This is a genomic window from Borborobacter arsenicus (assembly GCF_003934165.1).
Taxonomy (GTDB): domain Bacteria; phylum Pseudomonadota; class Alphaproteobacteria; order Rhizobiales; family Rhizobiaceae; genus Pseudaminobacter; species Pseudaminobacter arsenicus.
The window spans coordinates 50,699-71,719 of the sequence record NZ_RKST01000017.1 but is presented as its reverse complement, the minus strand read 5'-3'; the positions used below and the strand labels follow the sequence as shown (position 1 = coordinate 71,719).

20 protein-coding genes are annotated in these 21,021 nt (G+C 62.3%); 16 read left to right on the top strand and 4 right to left on the bottom strand.

Features of this window, described 5'->3' with window-relative positions; genetic code table 11:
• Window positions 1-102 precede the first annotated feature (102 nt).
• Together EET67_RS18605 and EET67_RS18600 are read left to right on the top strand one after the other, a co-directional pair.
• Window positions 103-1,710, top strand: a complete 1,608-nt coding sequence (locus EET67_RS18605; protein ID WP_128627708.1) for a VOC family protein — start codon at window positions 103-105, stop codon at window positions 1,708-1,710.
• A gap of 166 nt (window positions 1,711-1,876) precedes the next feature.
• Window positions 1,877-2,863: a winged helix-turn-helix transcriptional regulator gene (locus EET67_RS18600; protein WP_245451049.1), complete on the top strand. Its 987-nt coding sequence runs from the start codon at window positions 1,877-1,879 to the stop codon at window positions 2,861-2,863.
• Between the two features lie 20 nt (window positions 2,864-2,883).
• Here EET67_RS18600 and EET67_RS18595 read toward each other — a convergent pair whose 3' ends face one another.
• The 4 genes from EET67_RS18595 to EET67_RS18580 are packed head-to-tail and all read right to left on the bottom strand — an operon-like array spanning window position 2,884 to window position 6,268.
• Window positions 2,884-3,873, bottom strand: coding sequence for a branched-chain amino acid ABC transporter permease (locus EET67_RS18595; RefSeq protein ID WP_425359533.1), 990 nt, complete (start codon window positions 3,871-3,873; stop codon window positions 2,884-2,886).
• A 6-nt stretch (window positions 3,874-3,879) separates the two neighbouring features.
• Window positions 3,880-4,767: a branched-chain amino acid ABC transporter permease gene (locus tag EET67_RS18590; protein WP_128627707.1), complete on the bottom strand. Its 888-nt coding sequence runs from the start codon at window positions 4,765-4,767 to the stop codon at window positions 3,880-3,882.
• A 39-nt stretch (window positions 4,768-4,806) separates the two neighbouring features.
• Window positions 4,807-5,517: an ABC transporter ATP-binding protein gene (locus EET67_RS18585; RefSeq protein WP_245451047.1), complete on the bottom strand. Its 711-nt coding sequence runs from the start codon at window positions 5,515-5,517 to the stop codon at window positions 4,807-4,809.
• Window positions 5,510-6,268: an ABC transporter ATP-binding protein gene (locus tag EET67_RS18580; protein WP_128627705.1), complete on the bottom strand. Its 759-nt coding sequence runs from the start codon at window positions 6,266-6,268 to the stop codon at window positions 5,510-5,512. Before EET67_RS18580 ends, EET67_RS18585 begins: the two co-directional genes overlap by 8 nt.
• Window positions 6,269-6,527: 259 nt before the next feature.
• Here EET67_RS18580 and EET67_RS18575 point away from each other — a divergent pair, with 259 nt between their 5' ends.
• The 14 genes from EET67_RS18575 (at window position 6,528) to EET67_RS18510 (ending at window position 21,011) form a co-directional block, all read left to right on the top strand.
• Window positions 6,528-7,751 carry an ABC transporter substrate-binding protein gene (locus tag EET67_RS18575; protein WP_128627704.1) on the top strand — a complete coding sequence of 408 codons (1,224 nt, stop codon included), beginning with the start codon at window positions 6,528-6,530 and terminating at the stop codon, window positions 7,749-7,751.
• A 76-nt stretch (window positions 7,752-7,827) separates the two neighbouring features.
• A complete protein-coding gene (locus tag EET67_RS18570; protein WP_128627703.1) occupies window positions 7,828-8,295 on the top strand; it encodes an SRPBCC family protein in 468 nt (155 codons plus the stop codon).
• A gap of 5 nt (window positions 8,296-8,300) precedes the next feature.
• Window positions 8,301-9,059, top strand: coding sequence for an enoyl-CoA hydratase-related protein (locus EET67_RS18565; RefSeq protein WP_342634674.1), 759 nt, complete (start codon window positions 8,301-8,303; stop codon window positions 9,057-9,059).
• Window positions 9,060-9,102: 43 nt separating this feature from the next.
• On the top strand, window positions 9,103-9,975 hold the full coding sequence (locus EET67_RS18560; RefSeq protein ID WP_128627701.1) for an FAD binding domain-containing protein: 873 nt from the start codon (window positions 9,103-9,105) through the stop codon (window positions 9,973-9,975).
• Window positions 9,972-10,457 (top strand): (2Fe-2S)-binding protein, encoded by a 486-nt coding sequence (locus EET67_RS18555; protein WP_128627700.1) that lies wholly within the window; start codon window positions 9,972-9,974, stop codon window positions 10,455-10,457. The genes EET67_RS18560 and EET67_RS18555 overlap by 4 nt, the downstream gene beginning before the upstream one ends.
• Window positions 10,454-11,215: an N-acyl homoserine lactonase family protein gene (locus tag EET67_RS18550; protein ID WP_128627699.1), complete on the top strand. Its 762-nt coding sequence runs from the start codon at window positions 10,454-10,456 to the stop codon at window positions 11,213-11,215. The genes EET67_RS18555 and EET67_RS18550 overlap by 4 nt, the downstream gene beginning before the upstream one ends.
• On the top strand, window positions 11,208-13,685 hold the full coding sequence (locus EET67_RS18545) for a xanthine dehydrogenase family protein molybdopterin-binding subunit (protein ID WP_128627698.1): 2,478 nt from the start codon (window positions 11,208-11,210) through the stop codon (window positions 13,683-13,685). The genes EET67_RS18550 and EET67_RS18545 overlap by 8 nt, the downstream gene beginning before the upstream one ends.
• Window position 13,686: 1 nt before the next feature.
• The gene (locus EET67_RS18540; RefSeq protein ID WP_128627697.1) at window positions 13,687-14,442 is read left to right on the top strand and encodes an SDR family NAD(P)-dependent oxidoreductase; all 756 of its coding nucleotides are present in this window, start codon (window positions 13,687-13,689) and stop codon (window positions 14,440-14,442) included.
• 22 nt (window positions 14,443-14,464) lie between these two features.
• A complete protein-coding gene (locus EET67_RS18535) occupies window positions 14,465-15,994 on the top strand; it encodes a class I adenylate-forming enzyme family protein (protein ID WP_128627696.1) in 1,530 nt (509 codons plus the stop codon).
• A gap of 24 nt (window positions 15,995-16,018) precedes the next feature.
• Window positions 16,019-17,179 carry an iron-containing alcohol dehydrogenase gene (locus tag EET67_RS18530; RefSeq protein ID WP_128627695.1) on the top strand — a complete coding sequence of 387 codons (1,161 nt, stop codon included), beginning with the start codon at window positions 16,019-16,021 and terminating at the stop codon, window positions 17,177-17,179.
• Window positions 17,180-17,183: 4 nt separating this feature from the next.
• The gene (locus EET67_RS18525) at window positions 17,184-17,630 is read left to right on the top strand and encodes an acyl-CoA thioesterase (RefSeq protein ID WP_128627694.1); all 447 of its coding nucleotides are present in this window, start codon (window positions 17,184-17,186) and stop codon (window positions 17,628-17,630) included.
• 104 nt (window positions 17,631-17,734) lie between these two features.
• Window positions 17,735-19,192, top strand: a complete 1,458-nt coding sequence (locus EET67_RS18520; RefSeq protein ID WP_128627693.1) for an NAD-dependent succinate-semialdehyde dehydrogenase — start codon at window positions 17,735-17,737, stop codon at window positions 19,190-19,192.
• Window positions 19,193-19,372: 180 nt separating this feature from the next.
• Window positions 19,373-19,681: a hypothetical protein gene (locus EET67_RS18515; RefSeq protein ID WP_128627692.1), complete on the top strand. Its 309-nt coding sequence runs from the start codon at window positions 19,373-19,375 to the stop codon at window positions 19,679-19,681.
• Between the two features lie 259 nt (window positions 19,682-19,940).
• Window positions 19,941-21,011 (top strand): DNA topoisomerase IB, encoded by a 1,071-nt coding sequence (locus tag EET67_RS18510; protein ID WP_245451045.1) that lies wholly within the window; start codon window positions 19,941-19,943, stop codon window positions 21,009-21,011.
• Window positions 21,012-21,021: the final 10 nt, after the last annotated feature.

The window sequence follows — 21,021 nt, the reverse complement described above, 5'->3', positions numbered from 1 at the left end:
CCAAAAGGCAGTCCGCCGCCATGGTCGGCGGGCTGCTTGTAGCCCGGGCCACGGTCATTGAGTATCGTCGCAACCCAACAGGACGCCGCAGGAGGCGAACCCATGCAGCAGACCAGTGAAGACGAACGGGCGGGACCGCCGCCGGCAAGCGGCATCCACCATGTCACGTTGATTACGCGCAATGTTCAGGCGAATGTCGATTTCTATGCCGGCTTTCTCGGCCTGCGGCTGGTCAAGCGTACCGGAGGCTACGAAGACGCCGAGCAACTCCACCTCTTCTATGGAGACAGGCTGGGCTCGCCCGGCTCCCTGATCACTTTCCTTGTGTGGGAAGACGGATCGCCGGGCCGGGTCGGCCACGGACAGGTATTCGAGATCGCGCTTGCGGTTCCTCAGACAAGCCTTGGCGAATGGATGACGCGCGCACTCAAGCACGGCATCCCGGTCAACGGTCCGGTTCGCGAATTCGGCGAAGCCGTATTGCGGCTCAAGGACCCCGACGGCATCATCGTCAAGCTTGTCGGCTCGGACATGTCTGCGGAGCAGCCATGGGGCGACGACGCCATCGCACCCCGGCGGTTGCACGCGGTGACGATCCTGTCGGAGCTTCCGGAAGCGACAGCCGCCTTCATCGCGTCGTTCGGCTATCGGCTAGGGCTGGTGGAAGGAGGCACCACGCGCATGGCCTCCAATACGGACGCCATCGACATCCGGGACGGCTCCGGTTACGTGCCCGGCATTCCCGGCACCGGCACGGCCGATCACGTCGCGTTCCGCGCCATCGACACGGCCACGATCGAAACGCTGCGGGCGCAGTTCGCCAAGCTCAATTCGTCGCCCACCAATGTCCATGACCGGCGCTATTTCACCTCCCTCTATGTCCGCGAGCCGGCAGGCACGCTGCTGGAGGTGGCGACGGACGGGCCCGGTTTCACGGTTGACGAAGCGCCGGATCGGCTGGGCACGGAACTGATGGTCCCGCCGACCGACCAGGATCGGGCCGACGATCTGCGTATCATGCTGCCTCAGTTCTCCATGCCGGGAGAGCCTCGTCTGCCACGGCGCGATCTGCCGTTCGTGCATCGCTTTTTCGTGCCGGAAAACCCGGACGGCAGCGTCATCACCCTCCTGCATGGCAGCGGCGGTACGGAAGCCGACCTGATGCCGCTGGCCCATCGCATCTCGCCCGGCGCGACCTTGTTTGGCGTGCGCGGCCGCGCCCATGAAGAGGGCAGCGCACGCTGGTTCCGCCGCTACGGCGCCACCAGCTTTGACCAGGCCGACATACGCTCCGAGGCCGAAGCGTTCGCGGCCTTTGCGGAAGGTGCCGCTGCGGCCTACGGACTCGATCCCGTGAAGATGACCTTTCTGGGATTGTCCAATGGGGCCAATTTCGCGGCGGTGGTCATGGGCCTGCATCCGGGGATCGTGCGCCGGGCCATCCTGCTGCGGCCGATGATGGTTCTGGAGTCCGCACCCAAGGTGGATCTGCGCGGCGTCGACGTGCTGATGATTGCCGGTGCGTACGATCCGTTTGGCGTCGATTCCCGCCGTTTGGCGAACTGGCTCGACGCATCCGGCGCCACGGTTGATCTGCGCAGCATCGAAGCGGGTCATGAACTGACACCGGAAGATGGCTCGATCGCAAGGGAATGGCTGGCCGGGAAAAAAGAGATGGAACCGGCTGACATCAATATCACCAAGGAGTAGGCCAAAGGGCGGTGTGGGTCGCTATGCTTTGGGATTGAGAGTCTGCGGCATTGCCAATCATTCACGGATTCGGGATTCAACGCCGGGGACTTTCCAGAATGGCTTGTCAAACGGTACAGAAAACTTGCATTATTAGACTTCGTCAGGTGGCGGCTGCGAGGAATTCATGAGTGAAGTTGTGGTGGGACCTGCTCTTTCCGGCATTGAGGAGAGCCATGCAAGGCGGCCGATGCACGAAAAAGTCCATCTCGAGCGCCATTGCTCGGTGCGTAAGACCGTCGAGATCATCCTTGATAGCTGGACCTTCCTCATCGTACGCGAAGCGTTTTTTGGGGTCCGCGGCTTCGACAAGTTCCAGCGGCGTCTCGGCATTCCGCGCCAGACCTTGTCCACGCGCCTGTCGGCATTGGTCGACAACCGGATATTGGTGCTGGGCAAGAAAGCAGGCGAGCGCGGCCACCAATATTTCCTGACCGAGCGCGGCAAGGATCTGTTTCCGACTATGCTGTCGCTGATGGAATTCGGCGACAAATGGCTCACCAAGGGCGACGCTCCGCCGCTGAAGCTGATCCACAAGAGTTGCGGACATCAGAGCCATCCCACCACCGTTTGCTCGGAATGCCTGGCCCCGGTCAGCGGCCGTGAAGTCTCGTTCCGCGACGGCCCTGGCGCTGGCTATTCCCCCTATGAGGTGAAGCTGAAGAGCCGGCGCAGTTCCGATCCGGCACTGCTTGAGCGTGTGCGGCCCTGTTCGGTCGCGCGCAGCCTGCAGATCATCGGCGATCGCTGGAGCTTCCTTATCATCCGAGAAGGGTGGTTCGGCGTGCGCCGTTTTGATGAAATGGTCGAGAAGCTCGGCATTGCCAGCAACATCCTCAGCGACCGGCTGGCGCGGCTGGTCGAGTGCGGCATCTTCAGCAAGAGCGATCGCTATGAATATCGTTTCACCGAAATGGGGCGCGACCTCTACAAGCCGATGATCGTGATGATGCGATGGGGGGACCGCTGGCTATCCGGCAGCCAGCCGCCGCTCAGGCTCCGCCACCGCGTCTGTGGTTCGGATTTCGAGCCGCTGGTCGTGTGCGACCATTGCAAGCAGGAGATCATCGCCAAGGAGACCGGCTACGAACTGACCTATACGCTGCCTGATTAACGGCGGCACACCAGTCAGTTTCAGTCGCCGAGGTCGGAAGGCTGCCGGGTGGCAAGAAGCCTTGCGCGGATTTCGCCATAGATGCCGCGCCGAAACAGCATGACGCAGATGACGAATACCGTGCCGATGATGAAGGTGATGGGCAGGCCACTGGTCGAAAGATAGTGTTCCATCGACACCACGAAGGTTGCACCCACCGCCGGGCCGATCAACGTGCCCATGCCGCCCAGCAGCGTCATCAGGATGACCTCACCCGACATGTGCCAGGTCACGTCGGCCAGGGATGCGAGCTGGAAGGCAATTGCCTTCAGCGAGCCGGCCAGCCCGGAAAGAGCGGCCGACAGCGTGAAGGCGATGAGCTTGTAGCGCTCGACATTGAGGCCAAGCGATCTGGCGCGTTGCTCGTTTTCGCGGATCGCCGCCAGAATATGGCCGAAGGGCGAGCGGATCGCGCGCCAGATGACGAACAGACCGAAGGCGGTGAAGCCGAGCACTACATAATACATCGAGGTCGATTTGCCGAGGTCGACGATGCCGAGCAGGGTGCCGTGCGGCACCGACTGGATACCGTCCTCGCCGCCGGTAAAGGGCAGTTGCACGGCGAGGAAATAGACCATCTGGGCAAGCGCCAGGGTGACCATGGCGAAATAGATGCCGTGGCGGCGGATCGCCAGCGCGCCGAACACCAGGCCGAGCACGGTTGCAAAACCGACGCCTGCCAGAACGGCCAGTTCAAAGGGCAGGCCCCAGACCTTGGCGGCATGCGCGGTGATATAGGCCGCGCCGCCAAAGAATGCCGCATGCCCGAAAGACAGCAGGCCGGCAAAGCCGAGCACGATATTGAGCGCCGAAGCAAACAGGATGAAGCAGAGGATCTTGACCAGGAACAGCGGATAGATCGCCAGGGGTGCCGCCAGCACGACAGCAGCGGCTGCAACCAGTAAGAACAGGCGTACCGTCGAAAAGGAGCGGGTGGTTGGGGCCGCCGCAGTCGCAGATAGCAATGTCACCTTGGTTTACCTTTCCCGACCGAACAAGCCCGATGGCCGCAACAGCAGTACTGCGACCATCACCAGAAACACCGCGATGGCCGATGCTGAAGGCACGAAGACCTTGGTGAGGCCTTCGATGAGGCCGAGGGAAAGCCCTGTGACCACCGCGCCGATGATAGAGCCCATGCCGCCGATCACGACGACGGCGAAGACGATGATGATGAGGTTTGAGCCCATGCCGGGGCTGACCTGATAGAGTGGCGCCGCAAGCGCCCCGGCAAAGCCGGCAAGACCGACGCAAAAGGCGTAGGTCAGCGTCAGCATCACCGGCACATTGATGCCGAATGCCTGTACCAGCGAGGGGTTTTCGGTGGCCGCGCGCAGATAGGCGCCAAGCCGGGTGCGCTCGATGGCATACCAGGTCACCAGGCAGACGCCGAGCGAAGCCACGATCACCCAGGCGCGATAGGCGGGCAGGAACATGAAGCCGAGATTGATGCCGCCGCTCAGTGCTTCCGGCAGCGGGTAGGGCTTGCCGGCTGATCCGAACAGATGCCTGAACAGCCCCTCCAGCATCAGTGCCACTCCAAAGGTGAGCAACAGGCTGTAGAGGTGGTCCATCTTGTAGAGATGGCGCAAAAGCAGCTTTTCCACGACCACGCCGATGAGACCGACCGCGAGCGGCGCAACGATCAAACTCGGCCAATAGCCGATCCCCAGTGTGTTGAATGCCACCAATGCGGCAAAGCCGCCCAGCATGTAGAAGGCGCCATGGGCGAAATTGATGACATTCAGCATGCCGAAGATGATGGCCAGGCCGAGGCTGAGCAGCGCATAGAAAGAGCCGTTGATGAGGCCCAGCAGAAGCTGGCCGAGCAGGACGGCAAACGGAACCCCGAAGATTTCAGTCACGGTTGATGCGCCTTTCCATCAAGCAGGCTGCGGTCATGATCAGACCCCGAGATAGGAGTTGAGCCGGTCCATGCTGGCCGGCAGGACCTCGTTGGCGATCTCGTCCACGACGACGCCCTGTTCGACCACGTAATGGCGGTCGGCGATCGAGGCGGCGAAGCGAAGGTTCTGCTCAACCAGAACGATGGTCAGTCCGCGCTGCTTGAGAACTTGCAGCGAGGCGGCGATTTCCTCGACGATCACCGGGGCGAGGCCTTCGGTCGGTTCGTCCAGCAGGATGAAATCGGCGCCGGTGCGCAGGATGCGAGCGATCGCCAGCATCTGCTGTTCGCCGCCCGACAGCCGCGTGCCCGGCGTCTGGTCGCGTCCGCGCAGATTGGGAAAAAGCTGGTAGATGTCGTCGATGCCCATGCCGCCGGATTGGGTGACGGGCGGCAGCATCAGGTTCTCCAGCACGTTGAGTGTGGCGAAGATGCCTCGTTCCTCCGGCACGTAGCCGATGCCGAGCCATGGAACCTTGTGCTGCGGCAGCGAGATGATGTCGCTGCCCTTGTAGGTGATCGCGCCGCGCCGCTTGCGCACCACGCCCATGATCGCGCGCAGTGTGGTGGTCTTGCCGGCACCGTTGCGGCCAAGCAGGGTGACGATCTCGCCGGCGCCGACATTGAAGGTCATGCCGTGCAGCACATGGCTTTCGCCATACCAGCCGTTGAGGTTGCTCACTTCGAGAAGATGCTGCTGCTCACGCATGGTGGCTTCCCATATAGGCCTGCTGCACTTCCGGATTGGCCGACACTTCGGCATAGCTGCCTTCCGCCAGCACCTCGCCGCGCCGCAGCACGGTGATCGTGTCGGAGAGATCGGCCACGACACCGAGATTGTGCTCCACCATCAGCACGGTGCGTGAACCGGCAAGGCTGTGGATCAGCGCGGCAGTGCGCCCGATATCCTCGCGGCCCATGCCCGCCATCGGTTCGTCCAGAAGGACAAGTTCGGGGTCAAGCGCCAGCGTGGTGGCCAGTTCAAGCGCACGCTTGCGGCCATAGGAGAGTTCGGCTGCCGGCCTGTGCGCATCGTCGCCGAGCCCAACACGCTCCAGCAGTCGTGCCGCTTCGGCGTTCAAGCTGCTTAACCGGCTGTCGGAACGCCAGAAGGCGAAGGTGTCTCTGTTGCGCGCCTGCAGCGCCACGCGCACATTCTCATGGGCGTTCAGATGCGGAAAGACGGACGAGATCTGGAAAGAGCGCACCATGCCGCGCCGCGAGATTTCGGGCGGCGCAAGGCCGGTGATGTCCTTGCCTTTGAAGAATATCTGGCCGCTGCTCGGCGAGAGGAACTTAGTGAGCAGGTTGAACAGCGTGCTCTTGCCGGCGCCATTGGGGCCGATCAGCGCATGGATCGTGCCGCGCCGAACCCGCAGGTTGACATTGCTGACGGCGACAAAGCCGTGAAAGGCCCGCGTCAAGCCTCGGGCTTCGAGAATAGGCTCGATTTCCGGCACGTTTCCTCCCTGCCGTCTTGAGTCTTGGTAGCTCCGACTTGCCCGCAGTCGTTGAGGGTGCGGATTTTTTCAGCGGCGCTGCTTGACAGAACCTAATCATATAAAGTCTATTAATGCAAGCTAGCAAATGCGAATGCATCTACGTATCATGACTTTGCAAGCGTGATATGCTAGTGAAATGTGAATTCAGGAAAGAGACAAGGTCTTATAGTGAAAGCGTTAATACGCGCATAAGAAACGCGCAGCGGAGGAGAAGGCAATGGGAAGGCTAAACAGATTATTGGGTGTCGGGTTTGCGGCAGCACTTGCGGCAAGCACGGTATTTACGGCCGCCGGGGCACTGGCCGAGGACGGTGCCGTCAAGATCGGCGTTCTGACCGATATCAGCGGTCAGTTCTCGCATGAAGCGGGTGAGGGCTCCGTCACTGCGATCAAGATGGCGGTGGAGGATTTCGGCGGCAAGGTTCTTGACAAGCCGATCGAGGTTCTGGTCGCAGATCACCAGAACAAGCCGGAGGTGGCGGTCGCCAAGGCAAAGGAATGGTATGAATCCGAAAAGGTGACGATGATCGGAAACCTGATCAATTCCGGCATCGCGCTTGCGGTTGCGCAGGTTGCCAAGGATGAAAACGGCATCGCCATCGTCAACGGCTCAGGTTCGTCGAAACTGACAGGCGAAGGCTGTACGCCAAACAGCATCCACTATGCCTACGACACCTATGCTCTTGCCAACGGCACGGCCAATGAGCTGATCCGCCAGGGCAAGAAGAACTGGTATTTCCTGACTGCCGACTATGCCTTCGGCCATGCGCTGGAGGGTGATGCCTCGGCGATCGTCAAGGAGGCGGGGGGCGCCGTATCGGGAGCCGTGCGCTATCCGATCGAAACCTCGGACCACAGCGCCTTCATGCTGCAGGCGCAGGCATCGCCGGCCGATGTGGTCGCCATCGCCGGCTCGGGCACGACCTTTATCAACGCCGTCAAGTCGGCTGGCGAGTTCGGCCTGGGAGCATCCGGCAAGACCGTCGCCGGTCTGCTGGTGTGGGTTACCGACGTACATGCACTCGGACTTCAGGCTGCACAGGGCATGATCCTGACCAACGCATTTTATTGGGATCGCGACGACGAAACGCGCGCCTTCGCTGCCAAGTTCGAAGAGAAGATGGGCCGCAAACCGCATATGGGCGACGCCGGCGACTATTCTTCGACCATGCACTATCTGCAGGCAGTCGAAGCGGCCGGAACCACCGAGGCGCAAGCAGTGATGGCCAAGATGCGTGAACTGCCGATCAACGACTTCTTCGCCAAGAACGGCAAGATCCGCGAAGACGGCCGCATGGTTCACGACATGTATGTCTATCGCGTCAAGGCGCCGGCCGATTCCAAGAGCGAGTGGGACGTCTACGACTATGTCGCCACCATTCCAGGCGACGAGGCCTTCCGGCCACTGTCGGAAAGCGCCTGTCCGCTGGTCAAGGACTGACCCTTCATCCCCAACCCGCGCGTGGCAGCGCCGCTGCCGCGTGCATCCCGCGTGTAAGGCCCGAAAGGTGCGAGCCATGGAAATCAGGGATAGCGTCCTCATTGCGCAAGACCGTGAAACGGTCTGGCGCGCCCTCAACGACGTCGAGGTCCTTCGCCGCTCGATCCCCGGATGCGACACCTTGGAGCAGACCTCACCAGAGAACATGACAGCCACGGTGACGCTCAAGGTCGGGCCAATCAAGGCGAAGTTCGCCGGCGAGGTGACGCTGAGCGAGATCAATGCGCCTGAAAGCTACCGCCTGTCCGGCGAGGGCAAGGGTGGCATTGCCGGCTTTGCCAAGGGTTCGGCCAGGGTTCGGCTGGAGGCGCAGGGAGCGGATGCTACCTTGCTTCACTACGACGTCACTGCCGATGTCGGCGGCAAGATCGCCCAGCTTGGTGCGCGGCTGCTGGATTCCACGGCACGCAAGTTGTCGAAGCAGTTCTTCGAAGATTTCAGCGCCGCGGTCTGTGCGGACGCGGCTGCGGAGGCGTTGTCGTGAGCGACATGCTGTGCGCCATCGAGGCCGGCATCGCCACGGTCACGCTGAACCGGCCGACGCTGCGCAATTCGGTGACCTTCGCCATGTGGCGCGAGGTCGGCGACATCTTCTCGAAATTGGGGCGTGACCGTTCGGTCCGCGCCGTGATCCTGACCGGCGCAGGCAGCGATTTCTCTGCCGGCGCCGACATCGGCGAATTCGCCTCCACCCGCGATGACCGCGCCCAAAGCATTGCCTATGAGGAGGCGGTCGACCATGGCTGCAACGAGATTGCCAATATCGCCAAGCCGGTTATCGCTGTCACCAGCGGGTACTGCCTTGGCGGCGGCGCGCATCTGGCCATGTCCTGCGATTTCAGGTTCGCCCATGACGCCGCGATCTTCGGCATTCCGGCGGCGCGGCTCTCCATCGTCTATGGCGTGCAGGCGACACGGAAACTGGCGGCCCTTGTCGGCCTGACAGAAGCCAAGCGCATCCTCTATTCGGCCGAGCGCTTCGACGCGGCACGGGCGATGAAGACCGGCTTTGTCGACCATGTATCGCCCGACCCGATGGCTGCGGCGCGCGCCTTTGCCGAGCAGCTCACCCGCAATGCGCCGCTAACCATAGCAGGCGCCAAATACATCCTGAACGAGACTGCGTTCGGCACGTTCGACGCCACGCAGGCCGCAGGGCTGATCGATGCCGCCAGCGACAGCAACGACTATCGCGAAGGGCGCGCCGCGTTTGCGGAAAAACGCGCACCGCACTTCACGGGTGAATGATGATGAGCGCCGGATCCAGTACCCGATTTCCGGAGCTGTGCGGATGAAGCCGGCACCGTTCGATTATTTGGCCGTGACCAGCATCGATGAGGCGGTCCGCGCGCTGCAAGCGTCCTGCGATGCCAAGATCATTGCCGGCGGCCAGAGCCTGGTGCCGATGATGAATTTCCGGCTGGTGCAGCCGGAATTGCTGGTCGACATCAATCGCATAGCTGCATTGTCGCAGATCACCGAAACGACGGGTGGCCTGACAATCGGCGCATTGGTGCGCCATGTGGAGAGCCAGAAATCGCAACTCACCATCCGCCACTTTCCGGTGATAGCGGAGGCGATGCACCATGTCGCCCATGTTGCCATCCGCAACCGCGGTACGATCGGCGGCAGCCTCGTTCATGCCGATCCCGCTGCCGAATGGCCGCTTCTGGCAACCCTGCTTGACGCCGAACTGGAAATTCATGGGCCGGATGGTGAAAGGCGGGCCATTCCAGCGGAATTCTTCCTAGGGCCGCTTGTCACCGACCTGCAGGAAGGCGAACTCCTGACCGCCGCGCATCTGCCTTATCTGCCGGCAGGCGCGGGAGCGGCCTTCGATGAATTCGCACAGCGTGCCGGCGATTTCGCCATCGTGTCGGTGGGGGCGGTTGTCGCCCTTCGAGACGGGGTGATTGCCGAAGCACGGCTGGCGCTGGGGGGCGTCGGCGACACGCCGCTGCGGGCACAGGCAGCCGAGACGCATCTGGTCGGCAAGCCGCTTTCCGATGGGTTATTGGCGCAGGCTGCAACGCTGGCAGTCGAAGGGCTCGAACCCAACACGGACCTGCACGCTTCGTCCGAATACAGGCTGCATCTCGTACCGATCCTGGCAAGGCGCGTGCTTGCCACGGCGGCGCGGCGTGCAAGGGGTGCATGCGAATGAGCCGGACGGTCGACATCGAACTCACCGTCAATGGCGAAAGCTTCGCCGAGACGGTCGAGCCGCGCCTGCTCCTGTCGGATTTCCTGCGCGAGACACTGGGGCTCACCGGCACGCATGTCGGCTGCGAACACGGCATATGCGGGGCCTGCACCGTGCGGGTGAATGGCGTTTCGGCCCGCTCCTGCCTGATGTTTGCTGTGCAGGCCGATGGCGCAACGGTCGAGACCGTGGAAAGTCTCGGCACGGTCTCCAGCCTGCACCGCATTCAGGAGGCGTTTCGCAAGCACCATGCCCTGCAATGCGGCTTCTGCACACCAGGCTTCCTGATGACGGTGAAGGATTTGCTCGAACGTCATCCGCTCACGACCAACGCCGACATTCGCGACGGCCTTTCGGGCAACATCTGCCGCTGCACCGGCTACGACCACATCGTGAAGGCGGTTCGCGAACTCGCCAATGAACGTGATGGAGTTGCGTCATGAAGATGCATGTGCTGAACGGCGGCCGGCTCAGAATGAAAAGCCGCATCTATGTGCCGGATGCCGAACGCGACGAGACGATCGAACTCCCGGTCGCCGCGCATCTGTTCCGGCATCCGTCCGGCAATGTGCTGTTCGACACCGGCTGCCACCCTTCAGTGGAAACCGATGCCGAAGCGCGCTGGGGCAGCCTGGCGCGGGTGATGAACTATATCGGCCAGCCGGAGGTGAACGTGGTTTCAGGTCTGGCCGAGATAGGGCTTCAACCCGACGACATCGATCTGGTGGTGAATTCGCACTTCCATCCCGACCATTGCGGCTGCAATGGTTTTTTCCGCAAGGCAAGTTTCATCTGCCACGAGGCCGAACTTGCTTCGGCCAAGGCAACCGATGCCGCCGCGCAAGGCTATCTCGCCGCAGAGTGGGATCACCCGATGCCGATCGAGACTGTTACCGGCAGCCGCGATATCTTCGGCGACAACAGGCTGGTGACCATCCCGTTGCCGGGGCACACGCCTGGCATGATGGGGATGTGTGCGGCGCTGGAAAAGACCGGCGATGTCCTGCTTGTTTCCGATGCGGTCAGCCTGCGCCGCAATCTGGACCGGGACGAGGTTCCTCGCAATGCCTGGAATGCCGACGATCTGGTGAATTCCTATGAAGAGGTTCGCCGGATCGAGCAGGCCGGAGCGATGGTCATCTGTGGCCATGACGCCGCACAGTGGCAGAACTTGCGCAAAGGCGTCGATGCCTATGAATGACGCTGCCTTCCAACCGGGACCAAGCACGCCCGTTCCGCTTTCCGAGGACGATGTTCTCGTCTCGTCGAGACCGAAATATGTCGGCAAGCCGGTGCAGCGGCTCGAGGACCCACGGCTTTTGACCGGTGCAGGGCGCTATGTCGCCGACATGGTGATCAATCGCATGGTCCATGTCGCCTTCCTGCGCAGTGACCAGTCGCATGCGCGCATCCTTGCCATCAGGACGGAGGCGGCGCGCGCCGCAACCGGCGTGATCGGCGTCTACACCGCAGCCGATTTCAGCGACATCCCGCCAGTGGTAGCGACATCGCGGATGAGGAACTATCACGCCACATCAAATCCGGCGCTGGCGGTGGACAAGGTACGCTATGTCGGCGAGCCGGTGGCCGTGGTGGTGGCCAAGAGCCGGTACTTGGCCGAGGATGCGCTGGCGCTGATCGAAGTCGACTATGAGCCGCTGGATGCGGTGATCGAGCCGGAGGCGGCTGCGGCATCGACGACCGCGCTGTTGCATGATCAGTTCGGCACCAATGTCATTTTCGAGCGGGTGTTCCAGACCGGAGAAGCCAGTCAAGTGCTTGCCGCTGCCCCGCTCAGCGTCAAGGGTCGGTTCCGCTTCCACCGCAAGTCGCCGCTGTTCATGGAAAACCGGTCCTACCTTGCCGAATACGACCGCGGCCGGGATCTGCTGACACTTCACTCCTCAACCCAGATTCCAGGTATTGTTCGGGATGTATTGTCGAGCCTGCTGGCAATGCCGGGAAAGGTCCGCGTGGTGGCCCCGGATGTCGGTGGCGGCTTCGGTGGCAAGGGTTCGCTCTATCAGGAGGAGATCATCGTTTCGGCGCTGGCGCGCAAGCTCGGGCGGCCGGTCAAGTTCGTCAGTGACCGCATGGAAGACCTCGCCTCGTCGAGCCAGGGGTTCGACGAACTGGTTGAGGCCGAACTCGGCTTCGACGAAACCGGGCGTTTCCTGGCGCTGAAGGCGGACGTGCTGGGCGATATAGGCGCCTACTCGATCTACCCGTGGACGGCAGCCCTTGAACCAGTCCAGGTGGTGAGCTTCCTGCCGGGCGCCTACAAGATCCCGAATTATTTTGGGCGCGTGCGCGGCGTGGCCACCTCCAAGGCCCCGACCGGGCCTTATCGCGGCGTCGGCCGGCCGACTTCGGTGTTCGTGCTGGAGCGCTTGGTCGACATGGCTGCGCACAAGCTAGGCATGGACCCGAAGGACCTGCGCCACCGCAATCTGGTGGGGGCTGATGAGTTTCCCTATCGGATCGGTTCAGGCATCATCTGGGAGAGATCAGGCTTTGTCGAATGCCTCGACCGGGCCTGTGAGGTCATAGATTATGAGGCGCTTCGCCAGCGCCAGCAGGCGGCGCGTAAGCAGGGCCGTTGGCTGGGTATCGGCATCGCCACCTATGCCGAACTGACCGGCATCGGCTCGCGCATCTCGGTGGCACCGGGCATGCCGATCAACACCGGCAATGAATCAGCGACCGTGCGCATCGATTCCACCGGGGCGGTGACGGCGATCTTCGGCGTTGCTTCGCATGGGCAGAGTCTGGAGACGACGCTGGCGCAAATCGTGGCCGAGGAACTCGGCGTGCGGCCGCAGGACGTTGAGATCGTGCATGGCGACAGCGCCGCCACTGCCCACGGCACCGGCACCTATGCCAGCCGCAGCGCAGTCATCGGCGGCGGTGCCGCCATCCTGACGACGCGGGCGCTACGCGAAAAGGTCAAGCGGGTCGCCTCGCATCTGCTCGAAGCGTCGGTGGAGGACATTGAAACCGGCGACGGCCGCATCTTCGTGCGCGGCACCGATCACCAAATCACCTTCGCCGAACTGGCTCGTGCGGTCTATTCGGACATGCAGACCCTGCCGTTGGACAAGCGCGAGAAACTGGAGGCGAGCGAGAGCTTCGATCCCTATCTGGGCACGACGACCACGGCCACGCATATCGCCCTGGTCGAGATCGACCCGGAAACCTATGGCGTGAAATTGCAGCGTTTCGTGGTTGCCGAAGATTGCGGCCGCATGATCAATCCGCTTGTCGTCGACGGCCAGGTACATGGCGGCGTGGCGCAGGGCATCGGAGCTGCACTGCTTGAGGAACTGGTCTTCGACGGCCAAGGCCAACTGCTCACCGCCAGCCTGGTGGACTACATGGTGCCGACCGCGGTCGAGGTGCCTGCCATCGAGGTCAGTCATCTGGAATCGGTGCTGCCCAACAATCCCGGCGGTTTTCGTGGCATGGGCGAGGGCGGCACAATCGGTGCTCCTGCAGCGGTTGCCAATGCCATCGCCGATGCGTTGGCTCCGCTCGGCATCGAGATTTTCGAATTACCCGCGACGCCCGAACGCCTGTTTCGGCTGATCAGCGCGGCTGGAGCAATTCCAGGAAAAGCGGGAGCCGGTTTTCCGTCCGGAATTGCGCAAGAAACAAATGCTATGGAGGAATGAGATGGAGTTCGGTCTGAAGGGCAAGGTTGCACTGGTGACGGGCGGCGGCCGCGATGTGGGTGGCGACATAGCGCGGGCGCTTGCGGCCGAGGGGGCGAAGGTCGCCGTCAACTATCGCCGCTCCGAAAGCGAGGCGGCGAAGGTGGTGGAAAGCATCCAGGCGGCTGGCGGCACGGCGCGTGCCTTCCAGGCCGATGTCAGTGACCATGCTCAGGTCAAGGCGATGACGGAACTGGTCGCGTCCGAATGGGGCAGTGTCGACATCCTGGTCAACAATGCGGGTTATGTGAAGTACCAGCGTTTTATCGAGACTACCCCGGAGGACTGGAAGGCGCAGATCGACGTTTGCCTTTATGGCGCACTCAATTGCTGCCATGCGGTTGCCCCGCTCATGATCCGCCAGAACAGCGGGCGCATCCTCAATCTGATCGGCGACAGTTCGCGCATTGGCGAGGCAAACCTGGCGCTTGCCGCGGCCGCGCGCGGCGGCACAATCGCGCTCGGCAAGTCGCTCGCCAGGGAGTTTGGCCGCAATAACATCACGGTCAACACGATTTCGCTGGGGCTGATCGAGACAGCGCATTCCGACGCCGATTTCCTCGAGAAGAACCGCGAGAAGATCGTCAAGTCCTATCCGCTGCGCCGCATTGGCAAGCCTGAGGATGTGGCGCCGATGGTGACGTTCCTGGCCTCGGACGCGGCGTCTTGGGTGACGGGGCAGGTGATCAGCGTGAATGGCGGCTTCAGCATGGTCTGAAGCCGGTGCGTGGGAGGAAGAAATGATAAGAACCGAGATTGTTGCGCCGGTTTGCGAGCTTCTGCGGCGACAGGCCGAACGCTTTCCCGACAAGGTGGCATTTTCCGACGACGGCAGTGCGGTCACCTATACCGAACTGGACCGGATGACCGTCAACCTTGCCACCCAACTGCGCGCGCTTGGACTTGTGCCCGGCGGCACCGTGGCGATCTGGCTGCCCAATTCGGTGGATTGGGTTATTTCCTGCCTTGCCATCGTGCGGGCCGGCGGCGTGGCGGTGCCGATCAGCTATGAGGCGACGTCTTCCGAGGTGTCCTACCGCATCGAGGATGCCGCCTGTCGTTTCATCGTCTCGCGAGTGGAAAAGGAAGCAGCGACCGGTGCAGTGGAGACGCGGATCCTCGTCGGCGCACAAGCTCCCGGCACAGTTGCCTTCGAGGCCTTGTGTGCCGCTCCGGCCACCGGGATTGCGCTTGAGCCGGATGATATCGATCGGGTTTCCTATCTCGTCTATACCTCCGGCACCACCGGCAAGGCCAAGGGGGTGATGCTGACCACGCGCAGCATGCTGTGGGTCGTCGCAGCCTGTTGGGCGCCGATCCTGGGTATGGACTGTGACGACAGGGTGCTCTCCCCGTTGCCGCTGTTCCATTCCTATGCGCTCAACATCAGCGTGCTCGGCATCATCGCCAGCGGCGCCAGCGAGCACATCATGGAGCGGTTTTCGACGCAGGGCACGCTGGACCGGCTTGCCGGCGGCGAATTCACGCTGCTGCCGGGCGTGCCGACCATGTTCCACTATCTCCTGCAGGCGGCAGAGAAGGCCGGCCAGACCGCGCTGCCGGGTCTTCGGCGCTGCGTCTCGGCGGGCGCCATCATGCCGGCCGGGCTCAACCGGGATTTCGAGGCCTATTTCGGTGTCGAACTTCTTGACGGCTACGGTATCACCGAAACCTCGACGATGGTGACGATGAACTGGCCGGGAAAGAACCGCGTCCACGGCTCCTGCGGCCTGCCGGTGCCTGGCCTTGCCGTGCGTCTCATCAGCCCGGCCAGCGGCCTTGACGTGGCCACTGGCGAGGAGGGCGAGCTTGTCTGCCGTGGCCCCAATCTCATGCTCGGCTATCACAACAAGCCGGTAGACACCGACGCTGTGCTGCGCAATGGCTGGTATCACACCGGCGATCTGGCACGCAGCGACGAAAACGGCTTCCTGACCATTACCGGCCGGCTTAAGGAGATCATCATCCGCGGCGGCCAGAACATCGCGCCTGCGGAGGTAGAGGAGGCGATCCTGCCCTTTGCCGGCGTCGGCGACTGCGCCGTGGTCGGCGTGGCACATGCCACGCTGGGCGAGGTTCCGGTTGCGTTTGTCGTGCCGAAAGAGGGAGCTCGGATCGAGGAAACGATCCTGCTTGAACATTGCCGCACGGTTCTCTCTGCCTACAAGGTACCCGCCGCGGTCCATATCGTCCCGGAAATCCCGCGCACGGGCTCGGGCAAGATCATGCGCTTCAAGCTGCGTAACCTTGTCGAAACCACCGCCGCCTGACCGCTTGCACATGGAACAACCGACATGAACTCCTTCCGCTTCAATACGACGTCGTCCATCATCTTCGAGGCAGGGGCGGCCGGCCGCCTCGGCAGGCTTGCCGGGTCCGGGCTCGGCGGCCGGGTGCTGTTCGTCACCGATCCGGGGCTGCGCAGGTTGGGGCTTTGCGATCGGGCGCTGCGCTCGCTGGAGGACGAGGGCATTGCGGTCACGGTCTTCGATGCGGTCGAGGCCGATCCGTCGCTGGCGACCTTGCTGAAGGCGGTGGAAGCCGGGCGGGCGGCCGCGGTGGCCGGTGTCGTCGGCTTCGGCGGCGGCTCCTCGCTCGATGTCGCCAAGCTTGCCGCCCTGCTGATCGGTTCGGGTGAAGTTCTCGACGAAGCCTGGGGCGTGGGCAACGCCAAGGGCCCGCGCCTGCCGCTGGTGCTGGTGCCGACCACCGCGGGAACCGGCTCGGAAGTGACGCCGGTATCGATCATCACGGTGGGCGAGGAGGAAAAGCGCGGGGTGTCGTCCCCCATCATCCTGCCCGACATTGCCGTGCTCGATGCCGAACTGACGCTCGGCCTGCCGCCGGCGATCACCGCCGCCACCGGCATCGATGCCATGGTGCATGCGATCGAGGCCTATGCCTCGAGGAGCGCCAACAACAACCCGCTGTCCAAGATGCTGGCGCGGCAGGCGCTGCAATTGCTCGGCGCCAATATCGAGAAAGCGGTGTTTGACGGCAACAACGTCGAGGCGCGCGGCGCCATGCTGCTCGGCTCCATGCTGGCCGGCCAGGCCTTTGCCAACTCGCCGGTGGCGGCCGTGCATGCGCTGGCCTATCCGATCGGCGGCACCTTCCACGTGCCGCATGGGCTGTCGAATGCGCTGGTGCTGCCGCATGTGCTGCGCTTCAACGCGCCCGAGGCGGCCCATCTCTACGCCGAGATCGCCGCCGATGCCTTCCCGCATCTGGAGCGCGAGCAGGGTGTGCAGGGGCGCTGTGGTGCCTTCATCGCGGAACTGGCCGCGCTGGCGGGCAAGCTCGGCCTGCCGCCGCGCCTGCGCGATGTCGGCATCGGCGAAGAACATCTGGCGAAGATGGCGGCGGATGCGATGAAGCAGACGCGGCTTCTGGTCAACAATCCGCGCACGCTTTCCGAGGCCGACGCGCTTTCCATCTACCGGGCGGCATGGTGAAGAGATGAGCGAGCGGCCTGCCCCCTCCACGCGCGATGCCTACAGGGCCTTCCGCACCATTGCCACCCGCTGGCTGGACAATGACATTTACGGCCACATGAACAACACCGTCCACTACACGCTGTTCGACACGACGGTGAACGGCTGGCTGATCGACAACGGCCTGCTCGACATCGGTGGCGGCGCGCGCATCGGCCTGGTGGTGGAAACCGGCTGCCGCTATTTTGCCGAGATGGGCTATCCGGACCTGATCACCTGCGGGCTCAAGGTGGCGAAACTCGGCACCTCCTCGGTGCGCTACGAGATCGGCCTGTTTCGCAACGATGCGCACACCGCCGCCGCCGAAGGCTTCTTCGTCCATGTCTATGTCGACAGGAAAACACGACGGCCCACGCCGATCGATGACAGGCTGAGGAACGCGCTGACGGTCATGGAAGCTGCCGGCGCCTAAATCACTTGGCGTCGCACAAATGCGACAGAACAAACAATAGCGGGCCGAGCATCCGATCGGGCACGCTCCAACAATCCGACATCATCCGACAGGGAAATACCATCATGTCCGAACTTGCATTGAAGGATGCCACTCTGTTGCGCGAAGAGTGCTTCATAGGCGGGCAATGGCAGGCTGCGGCGGCGGGCACGACGATCATGGTGACGAATCCCTCGACCGGGGCGCGGATTGCTGTCGTCCCCAGTATGTCGGCGGCTGAAACCCGTGCGGCGATCGAGGCCGCGCAGGCAGCATTCGCACCCTGGTCGGCCAGGACCGGCAAGGAGCGCGCCGCGATCCTGCGTCGCTGGTTCGAGTTGATCATGGCGAACCAGGAAGATCTTGCTGTCATCATGACGGCCGAGCAGGGCAAGCCGCTTGCGGAAAGCCGGGGCGAAATCGCCTATGCCGCAAGTTTCATCGAGTGGTTCGCGGAGGAGGCCAAGCGGGTCTATGGCGATACGATCCCCGGCTTCTCCTCCGATCGCAGGATCGTGGTGCTGAAGCAGCCCGTCGGCGTCTGCGCGGCCATCACGCCTTGGAATTTTCCGGCCGCCATGATCACCCGCAAGGCTGGCCCCGCACTGGCGGCCGGTTGCACGATGGTGGTAAAACCCGCAAGCCAAACACCGCTTTCGGCCCTCGCGCTATGTGTGCTTGCCGAGCGCGCTGGTATGCCCAAGGGCGTGCTGTCCTGCGTAACCGGCGCAGCGCGCGAGATTGGCGGTGAACTCACCGCCAATCCGATCGTGCGCAAGCTCTCATTCACCGGCTCGACCGAGATCGGCAAGGTGCTCATCAGGCAGTGCGCGGCCACGGTGAAACGCACCTCGATGGAGCTTGGTGGCAACGCCCCGTTCATCGTGTTCGACGATGCCGATCTCGATGCTGCCGTGGAGGGCGCCATAGTTTCAAAATACCGAAACGCCGGCCAGACCTGTGTCTGTGCCAACAGGCTGTTTGCCCAGGATGGAATCTACGATGCTTTCGTCGAAAAGCTTGCGCTGCGGGTTGCCCGGCTCAGGGTCGCGGATGGCATGACGGAGGGAACCGAGATCGGGCCTCTCATCGATCAGACCGCCGTTGCAAAGGTCGAACAACTGATCGGCAATGCAATCACGCATGGCGGCCGGGTTGCTGCTGGCGGAAAGCGTCATGCTCTCGGCCGGACCTTCTTCGAGCCTACCGTTATTGCCGGGGCCACGCCCGAGATGGACATATTCCGAGAGGAGATTTTTGGGCCGGTGGCTCCTGTTTTCCGGTTTTCAACCGAGGAAGAGGCAATCCGCCTCGCCAACAGCACACAATACGGCCTCGCCGCTTATTTCTACGGGCGCGACATTTCCCGTGTCTGGCGCGTGGCGGAAGCACTTGAATTCGGCATAGTGGGCATCAACCAGGGTCTGATTTCGACGGAAGTTGCTCCATTTGGCGGAATGAAGGAAAGTGGAAATGGTCGCGAAGGCTCCAAATACGGGATCGAGGACTATCTTGAGATCAAATATCTCTGCATGGGTATATGACCCTGCCATGCGTCCGCCGATACTTTGCTTACAATCCCAGCCTGGCGGCTGACCGGACGAACAACGACAATAAATAGGGCTGACATTCTGCGCTCTTGCAGGAACCTGTCTCCTTTTGACCCGTTGGCCCCCTGATCGTCTCGACTTCGATCATTGAAAAACGGAAAAAAGGAGTTCGTGATGAAACTGAAACTCGCTTCAGCTGCTGCGATCGCGCTCATGCTTGCTGGAGGTGCTGCCCTAGCACAGTCAGCGACTACAGCGGCACCAGATACGACGCAGTCCGACAAGTTGCACACGCTGGAAGACCCGGCCATGACCGGCCCGTTCTTCACCGATGACACCATGACCACGATGCGCTCCGACGAAGAGATGAAGACCGCCTGGGCGGCAATGAGCGCTGAAAACCAGAAGATGCTCAAAGAACAGTGCGCAACGACTGAATCGGTCAAGTTCAAGGAATTCTGCGGCAAGATCAGCGCCATGTGAACGCAGCGTTGCTTGCCATATTCCCAAGCCCGTCCCGGTTCACACTGGGCCGGGCGTTTCGCATTCAAGTGATGAAGAAGGGGTGAAGCCATGATGCAGCCAAGCCGGCTTTAATTGCGCAAACAATTCACCCACGGTTTATCCTTTTCGTTTGTCGGACGCGAACCGATCCCTGTCTCGTCCGTTGCTTCGCGAGGTGGCAACGGGAGCGAAAAAGATGGACTGGAACCGTGTGAGCAGCGATGGCCAGGAGATCTGGATGCTCATGACCAGGTCAGCGCCTGTCGGGGCACGGACTAAACATTCGCTGACCTATGGCAGCGACACCGAGCCCGGTATCTTACGGCGGCGGGCAGGCCGGGGATTCTACTATGCGGATGCCAAGGGAATAAGGGTGGGGGATCAAGTCATCCTCGATCGAATCAAAAAACTTGCCATTCCACCCGCGTGGGAAAATGTCTGGATTTCATCCGATCCCAAGGGCCATCTGCAGGCCACGGGCCGCGACCAGCGGGGGCGAAAACAATACCGCTACCATCCCGAATGGACAGCGCATCGCGACGGCCTCAAATATACCTCCCTTATCGATTTCGCGCACGCGCTGCCGCGGCTGAGGCAGCGTATAGATGCCGATCTGCGCAGGCGTGGCTTGTGCAGCGAACGTGTTCTCGCATCCATAGTCTGGCTGCTCGACAATGCGATGATCCGCATCGGCAGTGAAAGCTATGCCCGCGACAATGGCAGTTTCGGGCTGACGACGCTTCGAGACAGGCATGTCGACGTTTCCGGCTCGACGCTGCGTTTCGCCTTTCGCGGCAAATCCGGCAAGGAATGGAAGCTCAGGATCAGCGACCGCCGCATCGCCAATATCGTCAAAAGTGTCCAGGAACTGCCTGGCCAGCAGCTTTTTCAATATTCCGACGATGAGGGACAACGCCGTACGATCGCCTCCCAGGACGTCAACGACTATATCAGGTCCGCCAGCAACGCCGACTTCAGTTCCCGGCATTTCAGGACGTGGGGTGGAACGGTGACCGCCGCCAGGCTGTTTGCCGAAACCGCGCGCCCCGATACGAAAAGCGGAATGGCGCGCGCCGCAAACAGCGTCATCGACCAGGTCGCGGCACGGCTTCGCAACACGCGTGCCGTTTGCCGGCAATGCTACATTCATCCGCTGATCCTGTCCGCCTGGAACCAGGGCCGGCTCGCCGAAGAGCTTGCGAGTGTTCGCAGCCGAATGCGAAAGCGGCCCCAATGGCTCGACCTTGACGAGGCGGTCGTGCTGCGCTGGCTTGAACAAGCAAACGGTGCGGCATCTTCGCCAGCGTGAACGATGGGCG